Source organism: Leptothermofonsia sp. ETS-13, assembly GCF_049200465.1.
GTDB lineage: Bacteria > Cyanobacteriota > Cyanobacteriia > Leptolyngbyales > Leptolyngbyaceae > Leptothermofonsia.
On the sequence record NZ_CP120836.1, the window covers coordinates 3,848,589 to 3,872,637 of the forward strand.

Below are 24,049 nucleotides of genomic sequence, written 5' to 3' on the forward strand. Positions count from 1 at the left end.
CCCCCAACCCCTGGCCCCTATTTTGCCCGATCCATCAATGCCAGCCAGAGGCGGCGAGGACCGTTCGCCGCACTATAAAACAGTAAATCAATCAGGAGCTTCAGTGCGAGATGGGTCAAGACCTCTGGAGAAACATTGCTACCCTCCTCCATCCGTTCCTGATAGGTATTGTTAAAAGCATCCAGATAGTCTCCAAGCAAGGCTGACTGGTGAGGTTCCCGATTTTGCTCCGCCAATTGTTCTAACAGGGCAACTGCGCGCCGAATCAGTTCCTGATGCTGTTTAGCGAGATGACAACTAATCAGAACCAGTGCCCGTGCCTCCTCCACATCGAGCTTTTTGCGCCCACCCTGCCCCTTACGGAGGGGACTCGACTGACGCAGTCGCCAAAGTGCAACCCGATCCGCAACCAGAGATTCCAGATTCAGGTCGATCGCTGCCTGTAGCATCGCTTCGGAACCAATCTTTGCCAGCGCCTCCAGTGCCAATAGCACCAGATCAAGTTGAGCTTTGATGTTGTCTAACTGGGTAGGATCGGGCTGACAGGCAAGTGGAAGAGACTCAATGGAAGCGATCGCGGGCGACTTGATAGTAGTTGACATATCTCTAACGATAGGAGGCAAAACAGGGTTCAGCGAGATGGTTACCTGTCTTGAAACAGACTTGAAAACCTAGCTATATGTTTCCTAGAAATTCTTTCATGCACGCTCAGCATCAGGCATCCCCCTGATGGATCACTCCAGAAAAATGGTGGACTTCAAAGTAAAAACTGGGTGAGCGCAAAACTGAGTGCTGCACTCCCGATTGGGACCGTCAGATTATCGATTCCATACTTTGAGAATGCTTCCAGTCCCGTTGCCAGCAGAGCAACCGTCAACGAAATTGCCCAAACCTGCCAGCTATTACCGTAAACACTCAGCAAAATCAGACTGCTGACGAGACCACTTACCAGAAGCATGGCAAAAGAGCCTTCCCAACTCTTGTGCATATCCCAAACCTTATAGGGGTGTTCGCCAAACCGCTGCCCCACCAGGGCTGCCAACCCGTCTCCCCAGGTCATTACCAGCACCCCCAACACCGCATGGTGATACTGCTGAATAGACCAGAACCAGCCCACCAAAATACCAATACTCACCGCATAGAAAAAAGTACCCAAACTTTTCCGCCCAATCCCGTTGATTCCTGGCAGGATAGGGAATCGATAGGAAAGAAAGGCGATCGCGCTAAATACCACCGATGCCGTAATTCCTACCCACGCCGGAATCTGAAGCCACCAGGCAAACAGGATCACATTACCAGCCCCAATGTGAAGCACCTTGCGAGCGATTTCTGAACCAGCGGAGGTGCGACGATATAACCCTTCTGCCAGCAACCCGATCGCACCCAACCAGGCTCCTACTGCAACAATGTGGAGCCACAACGGCGCACTCACAAACCAGGAAAGAAAGGGCATTCAGCTAACCGCAACGAAAGCAGGAGATTGTTCTCACTGCGATGGATCTTCTCCCATTATCTCGCTTGAAGTGATCCCCGTTACCGTTGGCAATCGTTTTGGAGGCTACGGAACTTTTGTATACTGAGGTTTACCCTTTGCCATCCAAATCATGAATACCTCTGCCCCCAGCATCCAATTTTTTGAAGGTCTTGCCGAAGAACTTGAGGGCGTTAGCCTCCGCCGCAATCGTTCAACGGGTGTTCGCAGCGTCCTGATGATCTTCCGGCAACTTAAATCCATCGAACACTTCAACAGTTTTCGTAATCGCTTCTCCAAATCAATGCGGTTAATTGATGCGGAAGGGGAGATTCAAGTTGAACCCTCCTCCGTTAAATTTTATTTTGGAGGTCCAGAAGGAGACGACTTCGATCATATGGAGTGTCGCTTCGAAATTGACCAGGAAGACCACTGGGATCGATTCATGCGATTCATGAATCGCTACGCCGAAGCTAATGGGATGGCTTATGGAGAACCCGATCCGAAGTAAATTGGAGAACCCGATCCGAAGTAAATGCGAAGAGATTGGGGCCGGGGAGAAGAAGGAAGAAAGGAAGAAGAAAGAAAAAGGAAGGGGATGTGTAGAGGAGTGATGGAGTGGAGGAGTGATGGAGTCAAGAAACCTCACCCTATTACTCATCTACCCATCCCCCCTCACGCTCCTCCCCTCACACCAACTGACAACTAACAGCCAATAGCTAACAACCCATTTATGAAAGTAGCCATTACAGGGGCAACAGGATTTGTCGGTAGCCGATTAGTCGAACGGCTACAGCAGGAAGGGCATCAAGTCGTTGCGCTCACTCGCAATGCGGTTCATGCAGAACGGGTGTTCCCAAAATCTACTTTTCCTGGCGTGGAAATTGTGGCCTATACTCCTACTGAATCAGGAGACTGGCAACAGGCCATTTCGGGGTGCGATGGAGTGGTCAATCTGGCAGGAGAACCAATTTCAGAACGGTGGTCAGCTGCTCATAAGCAAAGCATTCTGAGGAGCCGCAAGTTGGGTACCCAGAAAATTGTGGAGGCTATTTCCCAGGTAACAGCCAAACCCCAGGTGCTGGTTAATGCTTCGGCGGTTGGCTACTACGGGACTAGCGAAACTGCCACGTTTGATGAAACGAGTCCTCCTGGCAATGATTTTTTGGCTGAGGTCTGCCAGGAATGGGAAGCCGAAGCCCAAAAAGTAAGAGAACTCGGAGTGCGACTGGTGATTTTGCGAATTGGGATTGTCCTCGGAATGGGAGGGGCGATCGCCAAAATGCTCACTCCCTTCAAGCTTTTTGCAGGCGGTCCTATTGGCACAGGCAAACAGTGGTTTTCCTGGATTCACCGCGATGATCTGGTCAACCTGATTCTGCAAGCCCTGACTCAACCCAGCATGGAAGGTACCTACAACGCGACTGCGCCCAATCCCGTCAGAATGGCTGAGTTCTGCAACACCATGGGGGAAGTAATGCATCGCCCCTCCTGGCTACCCGTACCCAGCTTCGCATTAGAAGTGCTGCTAGGAGACGGCGCAAAAGTGGTTTTAGAAGGGCAGCAGGTGTTGCCCAAGCGCACCCAATCCACTGGTTTTCAGTACCAGTACCCAACGGTCAGGCAAGCCCTTCAGCACGTTTTGGGAAGCGAGGGCTAAGTCTGTGAATTCTACAGTCACGGTTACAGTCCCCGCTACTACGGCTAATCTGGGTCCAGGGTTCGATTGTTTGGGAGCAGCTCTGACGCTCTACAACCAGTTCACTTTTTCGCGATTGCCAACGGGTGGTGATCGCGTAGTGATGAAAGTGAGCGGTGCAGAAGCCGATCACGTCAGCACTGATAGCAACAACCTCGTCTATCAGGCATTTGCCAGACTATTCCAGCATCTCAATCAAGTCCCTCCTCCAGTCCAGATTGAGATTCAGCTAGGTGTTCCCCCTGGCACGGGGGTTGGGCAGCTCAGCCACAGCCATTGTCGGGGGCCTGGTTGGTGCGAACGTGTTGGTGAGTAAACCTTTGACACAGAACCAGGTCATGCAATTGGCAGTGGATATTGAGGGCCATCCAGATAATGTCATTCCAGCTTTGTTGGGGGGGGCTCGCTTAGCAGCAACGGGCATCGATTCCCCCCTGGGAAATCTGCGAAATTCCCTGGCACAGAGATATTGTTCCGGTCGTCGCAATTCCCAATTTTGAACTCTCAACCCAGGAAGCTCGACGGGTGCTACCGGCTACCTATAGCCGTGCCGACGCCATTTTCAACACTGCCCATTTAGGACTGCTGTTGCGTGGACTGGAAACGGCTAATAGTAATTGGCTAAAAGCAGCATTGCAAGACCGAATTCATCAACCCTATCGTCAGCCATTAATTCCGGGCTATGAAGCAGTTCAGTCTGCCGCTATTGGAGCGGGAGCCTACGGAATGGTCATCAGCGGAGCTGGCCCGACTCTGTTAGCACTCACCGCTCCAGAAACCGCAGAAGCCGTCAGGTCAGCGATGGAATCCGCCTGGGCAAGCCAGGGTACCACAGCGCAGGTAAAGGTTTTGCAGATTGATACCCAGGGAGCGATCGCTTGCTAAGGCTACGGAGAAAAAAGGAGTCAGAAGCCAGGAGAGGAACGGTGAAAGGAATGAGTGAGGGAGGGAGTAGAAAAATATCTTAATCACCCCATCATCCTATCCCTCATCCACCCTTTTGCCTGTCGCTTGTTGCTTGTTGCTTGCTCCTATCTGCTCATCTACGCAACGTGAAAACGCGGATTTTGTCTCAGTTCACTTAGTTGGAAGTGTTGCATCCAATGAATAAAGGCATCATCAATCAACTCATCATGCTTTTGAACCAACATGGCTGTGTAGTGCGTTCTCTGTTTAACAACTACAGCACAGCAATCAGAGCCATAAATCGTGGCGTGGTGAAATCCCTCCACTTGCAGCGAAGACATGAGTAACGACTGCAGCCCCAGCGCTTGAAAAATTGTTTGTACCCAGCTCATGTTGCTGCTTTCTGATGTTGTGTAATACTCCTTAGGCAGACCATTCAAGTCAAAGATTGCTACACCCAAAACATAATCAGCATAAGGGATGGGCAAATTTATAGAGGAGGAAATTTCTAATCTATTTTCAATTACAGAGGTCATCGACTTACTCATTTAACTAATTAAGCTAATTAAACAGATTACTTAAGCGTAAGAGTGCGATGTGAACTGAGGGTTTCAGGGGTCGGGAGAGGAAGCCATCGTAGCGCTTTCAAAAGATTTTGAGAAAGAATCTAATACTCAGTCTAAGAAACCACAATCCGTAGGCGCGACCGTGAAATCCTCATTACAGGCTTAACAATACTTGACATTTGTCACTCTACTACTCACTGGAACTTCTTTAGCTCCAACATAGTCATCCCCCTCATCAGGGTACACGCCAGCATTCTCTGTTCTTCCCCTTTACAGGGAACCATAGGGATGGTTTTGTCATGAGTATTTGCCAGTTTTGTCTTTGAACCGAGTGTGAAACCGATGAAAATCTCTAACCTGATGAAAGTTGTTGCCCTCAGTACTTTCGCAACAACGGGTAGTCTAATGTCTGCTGTAGCTGCTCCTTTCCCTGATTGGCATCTTTGGCGACCAGTCCAGGCTCCAACCCAACGAACCTACCAGGTAACAGCTTCGCGCCAGTCCCTCGAACAATCCGTCCTGACCCAAATCAACCAACATCGGCGGAGCCGTCGGCTCCCTCCCCTGACTTTAGACTCTCGAATTAGTACCCAGGCCCAGGCTCATAGCCAGGCAATGGCCAGTGGTCGGGTTCCGTTCAGCCATAACGGATTTCAGCAACGGGTACAGGTGATTGCCCGTTCGATCCCCTATGCTGGCGCCGCAGAGAATGTTGCCTACAATATAGGGCATCAAGATCCAGCCACTCAGGCGGTGCAAGGCTGGCTCAAAAGTTCCGGGCACCGCAAAAATATTGAAGGAAACTACGACCTGACTGGTATTGGGGTCGCCCAGAATTCGAAGGGGCAGTATTATTTCACCCAAATCTTTATTAAACGCCGGTAGGGGAGAAAGGTAGCAGGAACGGGCAGGATAGACTTAAATCTAAAATCTGAAACTCAAAATCCCAAATCCTTGTACTCTGTACTCTATAGCCTATATCCTGCTTCCGATCTCACAATGGCGTTGGAAAATTTTCAAATTTTTGACGGTGACTTGTCTGCTGATCAACTGACTGAGTATCTGAAGGCGGAGGCGATCGCTGTAGATACTGAAACAATGGGACTGTTACCCCAGCGCGATCGTCTCTGCCTGGTACAACTGTGCGACCCCTGCGATCGTGTGAGTGTGATTCGGATTGCCCGTGGACAAACCGAAGCTGCTAATCTTAAGTATTTACTAGAAGCAAATAGTACCCTCAAAGTCTTTCACTTTGCCCGGTTTGATATCGCCACTCTGCGTTATCACCTGAATATTCAGGTCACGCCACTATTTTGCACCAAAGTTGCCAGCAAGCTCGTTCGTACCTACTCTCCGCGTCACGGACTTAAAGACCTGATTCAGGAACTTGAACAGATAGAGCTTGACAAAAGTGCGCAAAGCTCTGATTGGGGCAATGCCGCCAACCTTTCTCCTGACCAGCTTCGCTATGCCGCCAACGATGTGCGATACCTGTTGAGCGCCTGTAGAAAACTAACCGCAATGCTTCAGCGAGAAGAACGCTGGGATCTGGCCCAACAATGTTTTCAGTGCCTTCCAACCATGGCAGCACTGGACTTGTTGCAGTATCAAGGTGTATTTGATCACTAGCGCTAATGAATGGTATGCAGCGCTGCGAAGGAAATAGGAGTCAGGAAGTCAAGGGGAGGCATGAGAGTTAAATAACTCCCAAAACCTCACTTTGCCTTTGGCACCCCGCTTCAACTCGGAGATGGTAAGGGGGATAGGCCAGTTTACTCAGAGAATGCAGTGTTTAAAGTCCATGATCCTAAGCTCTGAAAATTGAGATCCAGTCTTTCTCACATCCCCTTTAAAGCCAATGTCCTAAGCAACCTGGCGACAGCTATAGAAGATCGAACGAGCAATGTTCAGTAATTGGCATTGCCAAGCTCCACTCAACTGGGAGTGGTCAGCCACTACTTTTAGGTGGCTCAAAGTTTAACCCCCTGTCCAGTTTTACGGGTCCACTTCAAACCCCTACTCCATTGCCCTTCATCCGGCTGTCCTCACTTCTCGCTATACTGACGGTGAGCGTGCATTGACTTGACCCTATGTCTCTTCTGAAAACGCCTCTCATTGGTTTGAGAGCTGATCACTTTCGTCATCCCCTGGATTTACAGGCAACTGCAAATTTGAAGCAACTGCCTGGCTTTGACATGGTGATTCGTAACCTGTTGGGACCTCTGGCTGAGCAAGTTTTTTATTTAGATAACATTGCCTCCAGTGTTTTAGTGAGTGAAAAGCAGCTTCCCAACTTTCATGCATTGTTGTTGGAAGCTTGCCAGATTCTTGACCTGGAGCCACCACAGCTTTATGTTCGACAGCACCCGGTTCCCAATGCTTACACGTTTGCCATGCGGGGCAAGAAGCCGTTCATTGTTATGCATACGGCTTTGATTGATTTACTAACTCCTGAGGAGATCCAGGCGGTCATTGCCCACGAATTGGGGCATTTGAAGTGTGACCACGGGGTTTATCTGACCCTGGCCAATATTTTGATTCAGTTAGCCAGTCTGGGGGGGGTAGCCCAGGGTTTACAGTCGCAGTTGATGGAATGGGTGCGCTGTGCAGAGTTTACCTGCGATCGCGCCGCTCTCCTTGCGACTCAGAATCCCAGAGTAGTAGCTTCCGTTTTGATGAAACTCTCCGGTGGTTCTCCCAAACTGGCAGAACACCTGAATCTTGATGCCTTTTTGGAGCAGGCCCGGGCATACGACGACATTAGTGAAGATCAGTTCGGTGCTATGCTGAAGCAGGCGATGACTGAACAGTTAACCCACCCCGTTCCAGTTTTGCGGGCAAGGGAGATTGACCGCTGGGCAAGTAGCCGGGAATACCATTCCCTGCTGCAAATTCGCCCCGTCCAGCCTAATGGAAAAGTTGAAACTAAAGGTGGATGGCGGAATTGGTAGAACTGTAGAAAGCCTGTTCACTACCAATCAATTCACTAAAACTTTATACAGACAGCAAAATATGAATTTCTTGAAAAGAGTTCACTCCGTGTTCTAACGGATACTATCGCAGTCGGGGGGGTTGGCACTATAGTGATTCCAGATGGAATTCAGTATTTATACGGTTAGTGTTGTCTCCGGAAGAAGCTATGCAGTCTGCTCTACCCATGACGCTCATGGACTCCCCTGTAATCGCTCCAGCAGACTTAGAATCTCCCCATCGTTCAGCTTCATCTGTTTTCAAGCGGGCAGTTGATATCTTAGGTAGCCTGGTAGGGTTGATAGTCCTCGCCATTCTATTCGTTCCGGTTGCGATCGCCATTAAGTTCGACAGCCCTGGTCCTATTTTTTACTCCCAGGAACGTTACGGTTTAATGGGTCGCCCCTTCCGAATCTACAAGTTCCGCTCGATGGTAGACAATGCCGAGCAACTGAAGGCGCAGATCAAAAATGAAGCAAAGGGGCTCATATTTAAAAACGAATCGGATCCTCGCATCACTCGTACTGGAAAGTTTCTCCGCCGTACCAGTCTGGATGAGTTCCCTCAATTTTGGAATGTGCTGCGGGGTGAAATGAGCCTGGTGGGAACCCGCCCCCCAACAGGGGATGAAGTTGCCCGATATGAATTGCATCACTGGCAACGTCTCCGTGTTAAACCCGGTATAACTGGGGAGTGGCAGGTCAATGGGCGATCGATGATAAAAGACTTTGAAGACATTGTCCGTTTAGATTTGCAGTACCAAAATCAGTGGCATCCTCTCTATGACTTAATCTTGATTGCTCGAACAGTTCAGGTGATTTTGACTAAGGCGGGCGCATATTGAGTGGATGTCAATTTTGATGGCGGCCGGTAGCTTGACGGAGGAAGCCAGAAGTCCGATTTATAGCTGTCACCAGGTTGCTTAGGACATTGGTTTTAAGGGGGTGTGGGGGCTTCGCCCCCAGCCAGGGTCCACCCCTCCACCCCGTCCTTAGCCTGGTGGCTATAGCTATATTCTGGCTTCTGGCTTCTGACTTCTCATAGGGTTTTCTTTGGTTGAGATTGGTTACTTTTCGTGCTGTTTGTCGCAGTTCAGGGCAATATCAGCCTGGATCTGCGATAACAGCAGATTGCAATCCCAAACTCTCCAGGAGACATACCCTAATGAGCAGCAAATCTTTCTCTTCCATGAGCCGCCGGACAGTCATTCGTGGGCTGCTTGCTACCGGGGCTTTTGGGGTTACTTCACGGCTGTGGGCCTGCACTCCCGCTCCTCCGCAAAGCCAGACTGGGCCTTCCCCTACATCGGGGCAGACTCTAAAAATGGGATTCATTTATGTGGGGCCAGAGGATGATTATGGCTATAACCAGGCGCTTTCGGAAGGGAGGCAAGCGATCGCATCACTCGATTGGGTTAAAACTGTCACCGAAGCCAACGTACCTGAAACTACTGCAGTTCAGGAAACCATGCGGAACATGATTGAAGAGGACGGAGCGATCGCTCTATTTCCCTCTTCCTACGGGTATTACGATCCGCACATCTTAAAGATGGCGCAGGAGTTTCCTGAAGTTCAGTTCTTCCATACAGGGGCGCTTTATCAAGAAGGCGTTCATCCCAAGAATGTTGGTTCCTACCTTGCCTACCTAATAGAACCTGCCTACATTGCTGGGATTGTTGCTGCCTATATGTCCAAAACAGGGAAACTGGGCTTTGTTGTGCCCAAGCCTATTTCCATCGTGCTGCGCGAAGTGAATGCTTTTACCCTCGGAGCGCGTAGCGTTAAGCCGGATATCACTGTTCAGGCTGTACTGACTGGTGACTGGTCCTTGCCTGTGAAAGAGGCGGAAGCAGCTAACAGTCTGGTTGATCAGGGAGCGGATGTAATTACCGGTCGGGTAGATAATTTGAAAGTGATCATTACAACGGCTGAGAAACGGGGGATCTACTGCTGTGGTTACCATGTGGATCAATCCGATCTCGCCCCCAAAGGCTACTTAACCGGAGTGGAATGGAATTGGGGCAAGTTTTACGTTAACTACGCAGAAATGATTCGTGCAGGCAAAACCTTGATGAACGGAGAGATTCCGCACGTTATTCGAGGTGGGTTAAAAGAGGGATATTGCAAAAACTCTCCCTATGGTTCGGCTGTAAGCGAGGAAGCTAAAAAAGCCGCAGATCTGGCGAAAGACAGGCTTATGGATGGTAGTCTGGTGATTTTTAAGGGAGAAATGAGAGATAACAAAGGCAATGTGGTGATTCCGGCTGGTAAGGAATACACGCTGCAAGCTCCTGAACTAGAAACGATTGATTGGCTCGTTGAAGGAGTCGCCGGGGACGTGAAAACATCGTGAATAGTTCAACCAACCCATCGATAGAGGAGCCAGGAGATCCATGTATGTTCGTCAGGTATCGGAGTTGTCGCTTGAGGGGGCACGGGTGGTGTTGCGAGCCGCGATCGCCCATGCCGAAAAAATGGGAGTTCCCCAGTGTGTAGCAGTTGTGGATCGGGGAGGCAATCTCATGGCATTTGAGCGCATGGAAGGGGCAAAGTTACTTAGTCAGCACTCTGCGATTCAAAAGGCTATTACCGCTGCCTCCCATCGGGTCGCAACGGGCAATCTACCTACCGAGCTGGCTCATGGAATTGCACTGGCGACGGGAAACCGTTACGCCGCGATCGCTGGTGGACTACCGATCGAGATCAATGGCGAAGTCGTTGGTGCAATTGGGGTTGGCTCCGGTACAGATGAGGAAGACATCGAGGTCGCGGAAGCCGCGATCGCAGCTCTGAAAGCCGCAATTCATCCCATCATTCCTCCATCCACCGGATGCTGCCCATAAAACGGCAAAGCCCCTGACCAATGAGGGCGTTTTCCCTGCTGCCAGGCACAGTGAGCCAGATCTAGAAGACTGCATACTGAAGATCCCAGTCCTCCTTCGACTTTGACCAGATGGTAAGGTTGCCTCTGGCGTGTCACGGTTTGCTGCCATGCTTCTGGAGTCATTACAGTATCTGGCACAAGGACTTTCAACTGCATTCCATCGGGAGAAGGCTGATAAATTGCACAGAAAAGTTCTTCCCGTTGGGCTCGCATTTGAACTGCGATCGCGCACTGCTGGGGTAGGTTTGGCTGCTCAGCCCAGGCGATCGTGGCCAGGGTTGAAATCGCAAACAGGGGAATCTCCAACTGCTGTGCCAGGGTACGGGCAGCCACGACACCAATTCGAGTTCCGGTGAAGCCTCCGGGTCCCCTGGCAACCGCTATCCAGGTCAGATCTTTCCAAGTCTGCGGTTTCAAAAACTCTGCCAGATAAACATGCAAATGAGTGGATAGCTCCCGTCCCAGTTCCCAAACCTGAGAGCGGGAATCTCCTGAAAAGTTACTGATGGCAAGTCCCAGATCAGGGCTGACGGTATGAAGGGCTAAACCGTATTGGTTGGAATTGAAAGGCGCAGAGGTCAAATTTCGTGAAATATTCCTAGTTACAAAAGGCTTAATAGAACAAGCAAGACAATAGCAGAAGCGGCTGCCAGCCCCATTACTCCACTGTGCTCGTCTGTTCGATTCCTGGCAGAGGTTAAGTTATGAGTATCCCAAGATTCTACCCAACGAAGATCAGGCAATCCTGGATGATGAATGGGATATAGACCTTGCTCTCGTAGTAACGGAGACAGGTTAAGTGGGTTTTGATGGTTAGCTGGCAGGAAGTTGTGCCCTTCCATTCGCAGATGCAAATCAGGCAAGTTTTGGGGAGAAGGCTGCTGTAGAGTCCGCCCTTCAAGCACCGAAGAGAGATCTATTTGATTTTGGTAATCAGTCCTCTGTAAACCTTGCCTTTCTATCAATGAAGATAAATCCGGTACATTCTGATGAGCAGAGTATAGTAAGCCCGCCACGTTTGTTAGGAAAGGCAACGTGGGTAGCCGCGACTGAGGTATTTGGGGAAACTGTACTGGATTCTCTAATATTCGCCTCAGGTTTATTCGCCTCAGGTTTTCCTCTTGCTCTCTACACGATTTAAAGATATCTTCCCAACTATTCATTTATGTAATATCTCCTAATAAATATTGAAAATCGACTTATTCATGTGAACTTATTGGATTTACAAGCAATTGAATTTACAAGCAAGGCTTAATAGTTGACTGATCCGATACCTACAATTCTAAAAATTTTTCTTGAATGAATCTTAAATTCCTCCGTCAGGAGTTTATTTCATGCCATCATTCGCCTCCTGTCGCCGCTCTATGACTGCTTGTCGAAAGCCTAATACAACCAGAATATTGGACAGCGTCAAAAAGGACTCTGCACTGCCATGCAACCAATCTACATTGGCCAGGCTTTCGCCATAGGCAACCTTTGCGTAAATGCCCGCCGGAATGGTGACCCCAACAAAAACCAGCGTCATGTAAAACCCGATCAGTGCCAGCCGGGGCGCTTGCTGGGAGCGGGTCAGAAACCACAGAAAAGCCAGGTAGGGAAACAAAGAAATCGCAAAGAGCGAATCTTTGGAGATAGGAAGGTCAGGGAAGAGTAGAAACAGCGGCGCGATCGCCCCTACTCCAACTCCTGGCCCACGCTCCCGGTTCGCCTTCCCTTGCCGCCACAACCACCAGGCCGCCAGCATCAGTGTTACATTCCCCACCACTGTCATCATCGCCTGTAGTGTGACCAGCCATTCCAGCGATTGGGCATTGTCAAAGAAATGCCAGGTGCAGGCACACATGGCACTTACCAGCGCAGGTAGCATTGCCAGAGCAAAAATAAACCAGGCGCGGTTGCCTGTCACTTCACCATAGAGCCAGATGAACCAGATGGCAGCAACCCATTCAATAACGCTTGAGGTGTGAATCACCCAGGTGGGGATGGAGAGAGAGCGTGCATGGCAGTAGTGAGAGGGGAGGGGGAGGGGTGGGTGATGAGGGATAAAGGGGTGAAGAGGAAAGATAGGTTATGAGTTTGTAACACATTCCTCTAACTTAGAACTCATACCTTAAAACTCAACACTATGGGAACAGTTCAGGCGATTTTGTGCGGCTATTACGGTCAGGGCAATGGGGGGGATGAAGCACTGTTAGTATCTTTGCTGCAAATGCTGCCACAGCACGTAGCACCACTGGTATTGTCGGGTAATCCCCCAGCAGACCCGCGATCGCTATCAGGTCAGGGCCATCAACCGTAAGGATCCGCATGCGCTCCTGCAAGCTTTTCGGCAGTCCCAGGTGTTTATTTGGGGAGGGGGTACTCTAATTCAGGATGCGACCAGCGCGGTGAGTCCACTTTACTACACGGGTTTGATGAAGCTGGCTCAAATTCTGGGATTGAAAACGATCGCCTGGGCGCAGGGAATTGGCCCACTGCAACGACCCCTCACTCGCTGGGTTGCCAGACAGACCTTTGCAGGCTGTGCGGCAGTGAGTGTCCGCGATCGCGGTTCCGCCAAATATCTGGCCGACTGGGGCATTCCCTTTACTCTAGCTCCCGATCCGGTATGGGCAATGGATTCCAAACCCATCAGTGGATTTTGGGATTTACCTGCCCCCAGGGTGGCTATAAACCTGCGTCCCCATCCCTTGCTGACACCCACCAAACTGGCAGTGCTGACCCAGGCTCTAATCGATTTTCAGAAGGCAACCCAAACCTGCATTCTGCTGGTGCCATTTCAAAAAAGCCAGGATCTGGCGATCGCCCAAACTATTCAACCCCACCTTCCTGGACCCAACCAGGTCATCGGTCTGGAAGACCCGCAGCAATTGAAGCGGGTATTTCGCGGAGTCGAGATGGCGATCGCCATGCGCTTTCACGGGTTGATCATGGCCGCCGCCGAAGAATGTCGCTGTTTTGCGCTCAGCTATGACCCCAAAGTCAGCCAGCTTATGCAGGACCTGTCCCTCCCCGGATGGGAACTGTCCGCCATTCCAGACGATCCGAACCTGATTAGCCAAACCTGGATTGAGCAATATGCCAACGGTTTTCCCCTCTCAAGTGATCAAATACAGTTCCTGGTTGACCGGGCGTTAATTCATCAGGAAGTTTTGCAAAAAGCACTGGCAACCCTGTAGGGGAGAGGCAGGAAGGAAGTAGCCCCCTGGCCCCTAATCCCCAGTCTCCTCAATTTTGTATATTTGTCTAACAAAACTGCTGCAACCAAAGCTTCTGTGATAGGAAGTGAAGAATTCAACTGCAATATTTCGATGATGAGTAGGTTTCAATTGGATTAACTCGTCGTTTAGCCTGATAAATTCAACGAACCGATTTAGAAACTGGATATATGATGATTATCGCCATATGGCGTAGCGCTTAAGGATTTCTCACCTGCAGGATTAGAGTTATGAGTGAAGCTGAACGCCTCAATCACGATTCCGGTTTGTCTGAACCTGCCGAGACAACTCCCACCATTGCTTCTGATGGAGTTGCTCAGGCATTGGAGTCTGCCTCTACAGAAGGTTCTGGTGATGAGGGGTGGCAAACGGTTGACTTCCCTGGTGCCATGAGTGTGGACGCCATTCCGAAGGCGGAAGAAACAGGCTGCTCCAACACTTTTGATGCTGATCCTGAGGTTTTTTCGGCAATGACTGCCTTGGGAGATACTCCTTCCCAGGAGACGCAGGCGATCACTCCCCCGATTCAGGAACCCCAACTATCTATACCCGAAGAATTTTCTGTGCAGTTCCAGCGGCTTCAGCGGGAAAATAAAGTATTGCGCGATCGCATTGTGGAACTTGAACAAGATCTGACCCAACAGCAGATCGAGCTGCAATTAGAACTTGCCCGGTCTCTTCACACCGCGTCTACCGAACCTCTGCCAACCCCTATTTCAGAAACCCAGCAGGCGCAGGAACTGGCAGCCGCCCAGGAACGAGTTAACGACCTTCTAAAAGAACTTGATATTTCTAAGCAATCGGCTCAACGTCAGCGCATTCTGGTAGAGACTCTGACAGAGCAATTAGAGAGCAGCCAGGAACGCGTTGCGCAGTTAGAGCGGGATTGTGCCCTTGCTCAGCAGCGATACAACGAACAGGTACAACAACTCCTGCAAGCCGAAAATACCTGTCGCGATTTGCGGACACGCCTCCATCGCCAGCAGCAGCAAACCCTGCAATTCAAAGCGGCCCTGGAGAAATGTCTAGAAATGCCTTCTGCTCAGAGGCATAGTCAATTCCTTAACATGGACAATAATCCACCTGCTCCAACCGTTTCCATCCCACCCTCTGCTCTGGCGCAAGTCCTGGCACCCAAGAATCAGCCAGTGCGTCCCTGGTCTGCGGTATCCGAAGCTAAACTGGATGCACGTGATAGCAGGGACGACTTGCCTAGACCCCTGTCTAAGCTCCTACATCCCAACACAGATAATGAGGCAGACAGGCTCGATGTAGACACTGCATTCCAGAATCCCTCAGGGGAATCAGATGATCCACAGGCGACCACCGCCTGGGTGAACCAACTCTTTGCAGATGCCCCGACAGGGTCATCCTATCCAATCGAAGACGGACAGCCCTCTAATGACATCTTTGATCTGAGTCCATTCCTGCAATCTGAGAACACCAACTTCAGCAACGTTCAAACAGACCTGGCTCAATCATCCTCCACACCGCCAGCTGATGAAAAACTGCTACAGATGTTGGCAGCAGTTCCTTTGGATTCCGATGAGTTAGGTAATCCTCTCGAAGCTTTCCAGTGGGGACAATCTTCCTCGTCCGAAGACTCACTCTGGGATGACCTGGCAAAATTGATTGATCCTCCAGTTACTGGCAGCTCGCGGCCTTCCGAGTCTTTGTCAACGTCGGTGGAAGCGGTTGGGAAGGCGGATGAGTCTCCTGCACCTGAAGCCCCGCCCACGACGAACTTGCCGACTGACTCCAGTTCTGTTTCTGGTCAATCTAGCCAAGGGGATGAGCCAACTGCCCATAGCCAAAAGCCGCTGGAACTCATTTCCTGGACACCTCGTTCTGGCAGGCAATCCCGCAGTAGCCACCTGCGTCCAGTTTCCGCCCCAACCCCAGCTGAGGATAGTCAGAAAGAGGCTCAACCCGCAGCGGTTACAACCTCCAGCAAACCAGACAAGCCAGAGCAGGTATCTAGCAATCCCTCCACCAGTAACGCCCTGCTTTCGGCAGGCTGGCCTTCTCCGGTTGTCTACCCTCTGCGTTCATCGAGAAAGCTTAAATCCTTGGCTGCCGTTGATTTACCAACCTTTCCGAAAGCACGCTAACCTTGTCAAACTGCTTTGAAGCGCAGCTTTCCTGTGTTGTAGGGGCAGTTGTTAAGAGCTTGGCGGTTTATCAAAGGAACTTTGCCTGGTTATCCAAACCCGAAAAAACTAATTTAGAAAGTTTTAAGGGTGGCAAATTCTTCAAGATTTGCTTAGCAGACCATTAGCTATTTGGCGTTGCTGAAAAGCAGTATGAATCAAAACAAAGTTTCGAGCATACAGCATCTATTTCATATCCAAATTTTCATATCCAAATTCAGCAACGCCCATTAGCTATTTAGCTAGGCACAATTAAATTAACACAATTAAATTAATTAAATTAAGGATAATTTGGAGAGTGGAAAGGGTAACCCCTCTACCTGGGGGCGTAGCCCTGCTTCCTTCTTTACAATCAATGATAACTACTTACTTAGATTTGTCGTTATTCCTTACCTTCGAGGGTCTTGTAGGATTGCTCTTTGGGCGTCCTGTTTGGATCGAATGCGTCTGCTGCGATCTCCCATCGCCTGAGGTTGCCCCATCCCATCGGTAAATGCATAGCTCTTAGCCAATAGCCATAACCAGAGTTCGGGGAAACGGGGCTCCAGCCATGGCTGAATCTGTGTCAGAAAATGGGGAAACCAGCTACTCAAGAGAGCGCTGATAAACGCACTGACGCTAAAGTCCAGATAGCTACTCAACCAACGCAGTATATCTTGAGGTCCGGCTAGGTCCCAGATCCAGAGGAGGAGGGCCGGATTTTTCCGGGCAGCCTTGATTGCCATTCGATTAAAGGAGAGCCAGTCTACCCGATCTTTGATAAAGGCTTCTGCGACTGCGGGAGGTTCTACTGCCAGGATGCCGAAAAAGGTATTGAGCATAGCGTTAATTCGCTCTGGGGGAATGTTTCGTCCCGTCGGCACCATCATGCCTTTAGAAAATAACCAGGTGACAGCAACATTACTCTGGTAAGCCCGGATCTGGTTCAGATGCTTGGCCGAAAGGAGATCATGACTGAGCGCAGTATCCAGCAGGTGCGTCAGACGCGGCAGGTTACGAACGAGCGAGCCAAAGCCTGTAAAAATTAAAGGAGATTGGAGCGAGGCAGCATCGCCGATTGCAATCAACCGATCAAAAGCAACCCGGCGATCGCGACCGCTTGTACTGAAATGCCCTGGGATGTAGCCAAAGGTTGGCTTCTTCCAGACTAACCGATCCACGTCACAGCGGCGATATTCGGGCAAGATAGTGAAAAAATCCTCATACATTTCTAGAAGCGAGCCAGGATTGTCTGGATGCACTTGATGGTAATGAAACAGATAAAAAGTCAACTCCTCCCCTTCAGCAGGAAACAGTTCCCAAATTAACTGCCGCCCCCTGGAAATGTCTCCATGACTATTCAGCACATCACCATAGCGGGCATCCCACACTCCCGGCTCAAACCCACTGGAGATCACCGCTCCCACCGTTGGGCAAACGCTATCAAAGGCACGCCCACCATTTAGTTGCCAGGCGATCGGAGAAGCGGTCCCCATCGCATCCACCAGCAGTCTTCCAGAGGCTACTCGCGTTTCCCCCGTAGGCAGATGTTTGAGCTGAAGGGTAACCTTTTCTAGGTCAATATCGGCCCGCAGAAATTCGGTTTCATCCCAAATTTCTCCCCCTGCCTCTCGTAACTTCTCACCACAGACCCGCAGCAGCTTTTCCGCATCCAGGCCCACATTCAGGACAGTTGGCGTGTGTAGTACGGGAGCTTTTGCCTGGGGAGGATTGTTGGCATCAAAAAACTTGTGAAACCCGTCTATGTACTCCCGTGCGATCAAGTTCTCAAACTCAGCCTGGTTAAACAACCCCAAGTCAATCAAACTCTGAAACTCACTGCGGGAAATATTCCACTCTCGGTTCATTCGCCCAAAGGGTAACCGTTCAATCAAAAGCACTCGGTAGCCCAACCGAGCCATCACCGCCGCATGGATGACACCAAGGGCACCCCCCACGTAAATCAAGTCGTAAGGGGGGAGTGGCGGAGTGGCGGAGTTGTTATCTGTGGAGTGGGCACCCTCCTGTCGTCTGTTGCCTGTTGTCTGCTCCTGACTTTTGAAGATGACTGGCTTCGGTTGTTGCGGATTCCTCACGCCTTCTCGCCAGCGTTGCTCCCACCAGTAAACTCGGGTCAGGTCGTGCTCCCCATTCGGCATTTTTTGAAAGTATTTAACGGTGAGGGGGTAATGGTCGGCCAGGGCAGAAAAAATTGACTGTTGTGACAGGTCAACCACCGGGGGAATGGGATAGCGGCTGGGGAACTGGCGATAAATGTCTGCCTTCAGGCGCTTCAGGATTTGATCTTCCTGAGGGAGGGCAGTTTCTGACCAGCGAAATACTTTGAGGTAGGTGGTGCGCTGGAGGGACCAGGTAAATATTGAGAGTTCGTTACATTTACTCTTGGAGTTTTCAGAAATGGAGGCTGATTGAGGTGTAGTTTCGGAGAACTGCAACCGGATACCACTCTGGGTGTGAACCTTTTTTCCAGTTCCAGGGTCAAAATCAAGTTGTAACCAGCGTCTGACTTCCTCAGTCGCAGGGGTGGGTATCTCAAGATAAAGAATTTCCTTCATTCCGTTTGCAAGACTCCTATGATATGGCTGAGACAATTCAGTTAAGAAAGCCTTAAAATGCGCTAAACTACAAAACACGATTAGACAAAAAACGTTACAAATTTCTCATAATTCATTAGGGCATTTTTCATTTGTAGTATTAAGTCCACCATGAACTATCCTATTCCAGCGAATCCCCAAGAAGTCGTTGCTCTCAGACAAAGTCCTGTGACTGAAGAGTTGATTGCGGCAGCGATCGCTGGTGTCGTTCAGGTTGCCCGTTCAAATGGGCAATCACTCGATGAGCTGATGGCAGAAGTTCTGGCGGACGATGCTCTGCTTGATACAAAACAGCGTCAGTGGCTTAGCGAAATTGTCGCTGTCGCCTGGGAAAAGCTGCCTTAATGGGGATGCTGGGTGAGAACAGGGATGGTACCTTACTTTTAAGAATCTTTCCTTTGCCTACCCGTTCGGGTTGTTCTCCATGAGCATTGCGGTTTCTCTTCAGAACGTCTATAAGCATTACAACAAAGTGCCAGTTGTTAATAACCTCTCCTTTGAGATTCAGTCGGGAGAGATGTTTGGCTTGCTGGGACCAAACGGAGCGGGCAAATCCACTACGATCCGAATGTTGACTACTTTAACCACTCCCTCCCAGGGAGAAATTCGGGTGGCCGGATACGATGTGGTGAAACAACCGTTGCAGGTCAAGCGGCGAATTGGGGTCGTTTTGCAGCAAACCAGCGTTGACAATGACCTTTCAGTCTGGGAGAACATGGAGTTCCACGGTCGCTTGCACCATATCCCCAATCCCCAGCGCCAACAAGAGATTAACCGCTGGCTAGAGTATGTTGATCTGGTAGAACGTCGGAATGATCCGGTTAAAACCCTCTCTGGTGGAATGAAGCGCCGCCTTCAAATTGCCAGAGCCTTACTGCACCAACCAGAAGTTTTATTTCTGGATGAGCCTACGGTGGGCCTTGATCCCCAGACCCGCCGCCGTCTTTGGGAAATCATCCGCGACCTGAATCGGCAGGGAATGACTATCCTGCTAACCACGCATTATATGGACGAGGTGGAGTACCTCTGTGATTCCACCTTCAGCGAATCAGCGGTACCCAATCGGATTGGAATTATGGATGGCGGCAAGCTGATTGAACTGGGCACGCTGAGAGAATTTCGCCAGAAGCACGGAGAGGGGTTGGTGATGAAGCAAATGCAGGACCGCTGGGACTACAAATTTTTTCCAACCCTGGAAGATGCCAACGCCTATCTCGATCAGCAACCTAACAAAACAGGCATGATGGTCAGACCGTCAAACTTGGAAGACATTTTTGTGGAACTGACGGGGAGAAACCTAGATTAAATGCAGAATGAACAGATTTATTGGATTTATTTCAAAGATGCAAAATGGATAAATCGCTCTTTGTTTTCTCATTTCTAACACCAATTTGGATTGTTAAATGCAACAGATTGACTTGAGGGTAGTGCATTAAAGCAGTGTGAGAAAATTTGTAACAATCGTCAGGAGTCGTTCATTTGCCTGTCTTCAGATTTGAGTCAATCAAACCTGAGAACCTTGGTAAATTATGATTCTACATTTCTTTGATTCACGACCGATTTGAGAAGTTAGGAGCCAGGAGCCAGGAGCCACAATTAATCCTAATTCTGGCTTCTAATTCCTGGCTTCCTCCATCAGGCATCCGCTGTCAAAATTTTCTAAATCGGTATATTTTTGCATTTTCAATGTCCATGCCTCGTCTTGCCAGCACCATTGAAGCCATCCTTTACCTCAAAGCACAGCCGCTCACCGTTGCCGAAATTGCCGAATTTGCCGGGTGCGATCGCGACACCGCCGAGGAAGGGCTGATTGAGTTGATGGAAGACTATGCCCGGCGGGACAGTGCCCTTGAAGTGGTTGAAACACCTGATGGTTATACTTTGCAGCTGCGAGAAATCTTTCACCATTTGGTGCAAACCCTGGTTCCGGCAGATCTGGGAGTCGGAGCGCTAAGAACATTGGCCGCGATCGCCCTCAAAGGCCCCATTTCCCAAACGGATCTGGTGGATCTGCGTGGTTCTGGTGCTTATCAACACGTTCAGGAACTTGTTGAGCTGGGATTCGTCCGAAAGCGAAGGCAATCCGATGGGCGTTCCTACTGGTTGCAAGTCACCGACAAATTTCACCAATACTTTCAACTTCACCAACTACCTCCAGAATTTGAGCAAATTCTGAAGTCAAAAAACTGATTGGGAGTTGGGAATCGGGAGTAGAAGTGTTAAGGGGTAGGGGGAAAGGAGTGGATGGGTGATGGAGTGGGGGATTGATGGAGTAAGGGAGTTTTGAGTTCCCATCTCACCCCTCACCCTTCTCTGCTCACTGAACTAAGTAGCTGGGCGCAATTAAATTAAGGATAGTTTTGGGGGTGGAGGGGGTGAAACCCCCTGCCTGGGGGCGCAGCCCCCACTCCTCCCCTTTACAAATTAATTATGACTACCTACTTAACAACCAACAACGAACTTAACAACCAACAACGAACAACTGGTTGAAGTTAGAGTGAGAAGTGTCAGAATAGTTGAGAAAGGATATCGGAATCTCCATGGTTTTTAACCCTGACAGCGCAGACTTCTTTGGAACTGAAACGGAAGAACCGGACGGAAACCAGTTACTAAAGTATCTTCAGCATCAACCGCCGGAAGTACTAGCTCAGGTGGCGAAGTCTGTGACGCCCGAAGTCAAGCAAATCATTTCCCACAACGTTCAGGGACTGGTAGGAATGCTGCCTTCTGAGGCATTTAACGTCAAAATTACGACCGACCGGGATAACCTGGCAGGTTTACTTGCCTCTGCTATGATGACAGGCTACTTCCTGCGCCAGATGGAACAGCGGATGGAAATGGAGGACGCGTTGACAGGCTCTTTTTCCATTCATCGCGAACTGAGCGATGCGGAGTAGGATTCTGGTTGGTGACCTTGCAATCATCTCTCCAGGCTGATCTCCATTCTTTCCAGACTCCCCACAGTGGCTTTCACTGGCAGGGTGGCGATCGCCGCTTCTTTGAAGGCTGGTACTTCCGGGTCACGCTACCAGAGCTGGGAGATTCCTTTGCCTTCATGTATTCGATCGAAGATCCCAGGGGAGGAAGTCCTTACAGTGGGGGGGCGGCCCAAGTCCTGGGTCCAGCGGATCATTACCTCTGTCGCACCTTTCCTCTAGTCAAAACCTTCTGGGCCTGGGAGCACCAGCTGGGGTTAGGGAACTGGGGCAAACTGAAATCCAGGAACGAAAGCATCCAGCAACCAGCTATCTCGACCCTTAAACCCGGTTATTTACCCGCTAACGAGTTCGAAGCCCTGATCGAAGAAGGTTATCAGGTAACAGCGACCTGGCATCAGGGCACATTAAAGGAACCTTCTGGTCTTTCAGCCCGCTGGCAATATCAGGTTGAACCCATCTATGGTTGGGGAGATGTTCACAGTCCTCAGCGATCGACCGCTGGCTGGCTGGCTTCGTTCCAGATTTTTGAACCCGGTTGGCAAGTTCTGATGGCCCACGGGTTAGCCACAGGCTGGATCGAATGGAATGGCCAGCGCTACGAATTTAGTCGCGCTCCTGCCTATAGCGAGAAAAATTGGGGTGGCGCGTTTCCTCAGAAGTGGTTTTGGCTTAACTGTAATTGCTTTCAAAATGCTACCGATCTGGCTCTAACCGCAGTGGGCGGAAAGCGTAGGGTACTGTGGTGGATGGAATCAGTCGGGATGGTTGGAATTCACTACCAAGGCAAGTTTTATGAATTTGTCCCCTGGAACTCAACTGTTCACTGGGAAGTCGCCCCCTGTGGGGAATGGCGCATCTCGGCAGAAAATCATGCGTTTGCAGTTGAAGTAATTGGCACAACAACCCATCCAGGCACTTTGGTGCGCGTTCCCACCACTCAGGGACTGGTGTTTGCCTGCCGGGACACGACTCGCGGGCAGGTGCAGGTTCGATTATGGCAACGCGCTCTTTCTAAGGAAATATCCGGAGATTGTGCGATCGCACCTTCAAGAAATTCCCGCTATCTCTTGCTCCAGGCTCAAAGTAACCTCTGTGGGCTGGAAGTCGGCGGTGGCCCCTGGGATAAGAAATGGCAATCTGGTGAAGTGTTATGATTGCAATAAAATCTGGGGCTGTAGCTCAGTTGGATAGAGCGGTCGCCTCCTAAGCGACAGGTCGAGGGTTCGAGTCCCGCCAGTCCCGTTAATAGCAGCTACTAATGAAAGCCTTGAAATAAGCCATCTTCAGGGCTTTTCGCTTTTTGGTGAAGAAGGTCGAGAGGTGAACCCCCTGGCTGAGGGCGCAGCCCCCACTCCCCCCTTGAAACCAGTGTCCTAAGCAACTTGGCAACAGCTATAGTAACAAGGTAACTGGTCATGATTTCAAAGGTTTTTGCACAGGTACCCCTACGGCACGGGGAAAGCGGTTCGGGGTTGGGGCAATTTTTCGCAGGTAAAGGCAGTGGCGATCGCTCCCAGTCAGGGGCGTTTTGAAGGCTTCTACTGCCTCAAGCTGCCCGCCCAGGGTCTTTATTACCGGTTCCAGTGCAACAGTTTCCTCCGCAGTCCACTGTCCCCGGTAAAGAACCGCTAACCCACCAACCTTGAGCAATGGCAGTGCATACTCGGCACAAGCGGGGGCGATCGCTACGGCCCGAATCAAAGCCAGATCGTAGACTTCTCGCTGGTTAGGCTGGTGGGCTACGCTCTCCGCCCGTTCAACCAGGGTGGTGGCATTGGAAAGTTCGAGCGTACTCAGCAGTTGATTTAAGAACTGAATTTTTTTGCGGGTGGAATCCATCAACATAACCTGCCAGCTCGGTTTCACAATCGCGATCGGCACACCCGGAAATCCGGCACCTGTACCAATGTCGATCGCCCGGATTGAATTCAGCGAGTTGAATGTGAAATTCTCTCCATCTTTCCCCGGCGGCTGTAAAAACCGCCGAATTCCCCGCAAAGAGTCCCACAGGTGCTTCTCCCAAAATTCCTGGGGGTCGGTGATGCGAGTCAAATTGAGCAGGCGGTTTCCCTCCAGAATTTGCCCATAAAGTTGCTGAAATTTGGTTTGCTGCTCGGCGATCGGCCGCCAATCCATTGTTGTTTGCCACACTTCTGCCAGGTCAGGCAGGCGTGCAAGGTGTGGGGTATGGGGTGTCATGAAAGCAACACAGCTATACCAGGCTTTTGGAGTAAGACAGAGTAAAGGACAGGGAAAGTCGAAGCAAATTCGGGAACTGATGGATATGCATCAGCTGGATCCGAACTGGTGTCTTCCCAATATGGTTGACAGGAACCCGCTTGCATGGATGATTTCCGTCAATAGTTTCATTATGGATGCTCACCATGCTCTGCAAGCAATTCAAGAAGAAGCATTTCGGAAAGGGTTAATTTCTTATACCAATTTGATTGTTATAGCGGTAGTCATTGTGGTTAGGACGGGGTGCAGGGGTTTCACCCCTGGCTGGGGGCGCAGCCCCCACTCCCTCTCTAATTCCAATGTCCTAAGCAACCTGGCGACAGCTATAAATTGGTATTCCTTACTAGAGGAAGAACAAAAATGACGGTAGAGAAATTTCCCTACCGCCTTCAATGTTAGAAAAAATAGTTGTCAG

27 protein-coding genes and 1 tRNA gene are annotated in these 24,049 nt (G+C 50.2%); 21 read left to right on the plus strand and 7 right to left on the minus strand.

What is annotated here, in order from left to right; all coding sequences use genetic code 11:
- Positions 1–17: 17 nt before the first annotated feature.
- Together P4D80_RS17495 and P4D80_RS17500 are read right to left on the minus strand one after the other, a co-directional pair.
- The gene (locus P4D80_RS17495; RefSeq protein ID WP_421655292.1) at positions 18–602 is read right to left on the minus strand and encodes a DUF3038 domain-containing protein; all 585 of its coding nucleotides are present in this window, start codon (positions 600–602) and stop codon (positions 18–20) included.
- A 155-nt stretch (positions 603–757) separates the two neighbouring features.
- On the minus strand, positions 758–1,453 hold the full coding sequence (locus tag P4D80_RS17500; RefSeq protein WP_421655293.1) for a diacylglycerol/polyprenol kinase family protein: 696 nt from the start codon (positions 1,451–1,453) through the stop codon (positions 758–760).
- 151 nt (positions 1,454–1,604) lie between these two features.
- Here P4D80_RS17500 and psb28 point away from each other — a divergent pair, with 151 nt between their 5' ends.
- From psb28 to P4D80_RS17525, 5 genes are all read left to right on the plus strand, one after another.
- Positions 1,605–1,982, plus strand: coding sequence for a photosystem II reaction center protein Psb28 (psb28, locus tag P4D80_RS17505; RefSeq protein ID WP_421655294.1), 378 nt, complete (start codon positions 1,605–1,607; stop codon positions 1,980–1,982).
- Between the two features lie 222 nt (positions 1,983–2,204).
- A complete protein-coding gene (locus P4D80_RS17510) occupies positions 2,205–3,131 on the plus strand; it encodes a TIGR01777 family oxidoreductase (RefSeq protein ID WP_421655295.1) in 927 nt (308 codons plus the stop codon).
- A 4-nt stretch (positions 3,132–3,135) separates the two neighbouring features.
- Positions 3,136–3,486 carry a hypothetical protein gene (locus P4D80_RS17515; protein WP_421655296.1) on the plus strand — a complete coding sequence of 117 codons (351 nt, stop codon included), beginning with the start codon at positions 3,136–3,138 and terminating at the stop codon, positions 3,484–3,486.
- Entirely contained in the window at positions 3,404–3,670 is a 267-nt protein-coding gene (locus P4D80_RS17520; RefSeq protein ID WP_421655297.1) for a hypothetical protein, read from the plus strand. Before P4D80_RS17515 ends, P4D80_RS17520 begins: the two co-directional genes overlap by 83 nt.
- Positions 3,671–3,695: 25 nt before the next feature.
- Positions 3,696–4,055, plus strand: a complete 360-nt coding sequence (locus P4D80_RS17525; RefSeq protein ID WP_421655298.1) for a homoserine kinase — start codon at positions 3,696–3,698, stop codon at positions 4,053–4,055.
- Positions 4,056–4,213: 158 nt separating this feature from the next.
- On the opposite strand, the gene P4D80_RS17530 is transcribed toward P4D80_RS17525, so the two are convergent.
- Entirely contained in the window at positions 4,214–4,612 is a 399-nt protein-coding gene (locus tag P4D80_RS17530; protein WP_421655299.1) for a hypothetical protein, read from the minus strand.
- A 372-nt stretch (positions 4,613–4,984) separates the two neighbouring features.
- Between P4D80_RS17530 and P4D80_RS17535 the strand changes: the two genes are divergently transcribed.
- The 6 genes from P4D80_RS17535 (at position 4,985) to P4D80_RS17560 (ending at position 10,454) form a co-directional block, all read left to right on the plus strand.
- Positions 4,985–5,527 carry a CAP domain-containing protein gene (locus P4D80_RS17535; protein ID WP_421655300.1) on the plus strand — a complete coding sequence of 181 codons (543 nt, stop codon included), beginning with the start codon at positions 4,985–4,987 and terminating at the stop codon, positions 5,525–5,527.
- 114 nt (positions 5,528–5,641) lie between these two features.
- Positions 5,642–6,271 carry a ribonuclease H-like domain-containing protein gene (locus P4D80_RS17540; protein ID WP_421655301.1) on the plus strand — a complete coding sequence of 210 codons (630 nt, stop codon included), beginning with the start codon at positions 5,642–5,644 and terminating at the stop codon, positions 6,269–6,271.
- Positions 6,272–6,732: 461 nt separating this feature from the next.
- Entirely contained in the window at positions 6,733–7,593 is an 861-nt protein-coding gene (locus P4D80_RS17545; RefSeq protein WP_421655302.1) for a M48 family metallopeptidase, read from the plus strand.
- A 188-nt stretch (positions 7,594–7,781) separates the two neighbouring features.
- Positions 7,782–8,456, plus strand: a complete 675-nt coding sequence (locus tag P4D80_RS17550) for a sugar transferase (protein WP_421655303.1) — start codon at positions 7,782–7,784, stop codon at positions 8,454–8,456.
- Between the two features lie 320 nt (positions 8,457–8,776).
- The gene (locus tag P4D80_RS17555; protein ID WP_421655304.1) at positions 8,777–9,964 is read left to right on the plus strand and encodes a BMP family ABC transporter substrate-binding protein; all 1,188 of its coding nucleotides are present in this window, start codon (positions 8,777–8,779) and stop codon (positions 9,962–9,964) included.
- 40 nt (positions 9,965–10,004) lie between these two features.
- Positions 10,005–10,454 carry a GlcG/HbpS family heme-binding protein gene (locus tag P4D80_RS17560; RefSeq protein WP_421655305.1) on the plus strand — a complete coding sequence of 150 codons (450 nt, stop codon included), beginning with the start codon at positions 10,005–10,007 and terminating at the stop codon, positions 10,452–10,454.
- On the opposite strand, the gene tsaB is transcribed toward P4D80_RS17560, so the two are convergent.
- Both tsaB and P4D80_RS17570 read right to left on the minus strand, forming a co-directional pair.
- Complete coding sequence (gene tsaB, locus P4D80_RS17565; protein WP_421655306.1) at positions 10,415–11,077, minus strand: tRNA (adenosine(37)-N6)-threonylcarbamoyltransferase complex dimerization subunit type 1 TsaB; 663 nt, start codon at positions 11,075–11,077, stop codon at positions 10,415–10,417. The genes P4D80_RS17560 and tsaB overlap by 40 nt on opposite strands.
- A 745-nt stretch (positions 11,078–11,822) precedes the next feature.
- Positions 11,823–12,560, minus strand: coding sequence for a DUF3593 domain-containing protein (locus tag P4D80_RS17570; protein WP_421659556.1), 738 nt, complete (start codon positions 12,558–12,560; stop codon positions 11,823–11,825).
- A 60-nt stretch (positions 12,561–12,620) separates the two neighbouring features.
- Here P4D80_RS17570 and P4D80_RS17575 point away from each other — a divergent pair, with 60 nt between their 5' ends.
- The 3 genes from P4D80_RS17575 (at position 12,621) to P4D80_RS17585 (ending at position 15,824) form a co-directional block, all read left to right on the plus strand.
- Positions 12,621–12,794: a hypothetical protein gene (locus tag P4D80_RS17575; protein WP_421655307.1), complete on the plus strand. Its 174-nt coding sequence runs from the start codon at positions 12,621–12,623 to the stop codon at positions 12,792–12,794.
- The gene (csaB, locus tag P4D80_RS17580) at positions 12,784–13,674 is read left to right on the plus strand and encodes a polysaccharide pyruvyl transferase CsaB (RefSeq protein ID WP_421659557.1); all 891 of its coding nucleotides are present in this window, start codon (positions 12,784–12,786) and stop codon (positions 13,672–13,674) included. The genes P4D80_RS17575 and csaB overlap by 11 nt, the downstream gene beginning before the upstream one ends.
- Before the next feature lie 269 nt (positions 13,675–13,943).
- The gene (locus P4D80_RS17585) at positions 13,944–15,824 is read left to right on the plus strand and encodes a hypothetical protein (protein WP_421655308.1); all 1,881 of its coding nucleotides are present in this window, start codon (positions 13,944–13,946) and stop codon (positions 15,822–15,824) included.
- Positions 15,825–16,252: 428 nt separating this feature from the next.
- Here P4D80_RS17585 and P4D80_RS17590 read toward each other — a convergent pair whose 3' ends face one another.
- Entirely contained in the window at positions 16,253–18,418 is a 2,166-nt protein-coding gene (locus tag P4D80_RS17590; RefSeq protein WP_421655309.1) for an NAD(P)/FAD-dependent oxidoreductase, read from the minus strand.
- Positions 18,419–18,568: 150 nt separating this feature from the next.
- Here P4D80_RS17590 and P4D80_RS17595 point away from each other — a divergent pair, with 150 nt between their 5' ends.
- From P4D80_RS17595 to P4D80_RS17620, 6 genes are all read left to right on the plus strand, one after another.
- Positions 18,569–18,802 carry a hypothetical protein gene (locus P4D80_RS17595; protein WP_421655310.1) on the plus strand — a complete coding sequence of 78 codons (234 nt, stop codon included), beginning with the start codon at positions 18,569–18,571 and terminating at the stop codon, positions 18,800–18,802.
- 79 nt (positions 18,803–18,881) lie between these two features.
- Positions 18,882–19,763: an ABC transporter ATP-binding protein gene (locus P4D80_RS17600; RefSeq protein WP_421655311.1), complete on the plus strand. Its 882-nt coding sequence runs from the start codon at positions 18,882–18,884 to the stop codon at positions 19,761–19,763.
- 380 nt (positions 19,764–20,143) lie between these two features.
- Positions 20,144–20,647: an SMC-Scp complex subunit ScpB gene (gene scpB, locus P4D80_RS17605; RefSeq protein ID WP_421655312.1), complete on the plus strand. Its 504-nt coding sequence runs from the start codon at positions 20,144–20,146 to the stop codon at positions 20,645–20,647.
- A 350-nt stretch (positions 20,648–20,997) separates the two neighbouring features.
- A complete protein-coding gene (locus P4D80_RS17610) occupies positions 20,998–21,354 on the plus strand; it encodes a DUF760 domain-containing protein (RefSeq protein WP_421655313.1) in 357 nt (118 codons plus the stop codon).
- A gap of 11 nt (positions 21,355–21,365) precedes the next feature.
- Positions 21,366–22,550 (plus strand): tocopherol cyclase family protein, encoded by a 1,185-nt coding sequence (locus P4D80_RS17615; protein WP_421655314.1) that lies wholly within the window; start codon positions 21,366–21,368, stop codon positions 22,548–22,550.
- 14 nt (positions 22,551–22,564) lie between these two features.
- A tRNA-Arg gene (locus tag P4D80_RS17620) sits at positions 22,565–22,638 on the plus strand.
- Positions 22,639–22,809: 171 nt separating this feature from the next.
- Here the strand turns inward: P4D80_RS17620 and rsmG are convergent.
- A complete protein-coding gene (gene rsmG, locus P4D80_RS17625; protein ID WP_421655315.1) occupies positions 22,810–23,595 on the minus strand; it encodes a 16S rRNA (guanine(527)-N(7))-methyltransferase RsmG in 786 nt (261 codons plus the stop codon).
- On the opposite strand from rsmG, the gene P4D80_RS17630 reads away from it, so the two are divergent.
- Positions 23,594–23,998 carry a DUF6398 domain-containing protein gene (locus P4D80_RS17630; RefSeq protein ID WP_421655316.1) on the plus strand — a complete coding sequence of 135 codons (405 nt, stop codon included), beginning with the start codon at positions 23,594–23,596 and terminating at the stop codon, positions 23,996–23,998. The genes rsmG and P4D80_RS17630 overlap by 2 nt on opposite strands.
- The last annotated feature ends 51 nt before the right edge of the window (positions 23,999–24,049 follow it).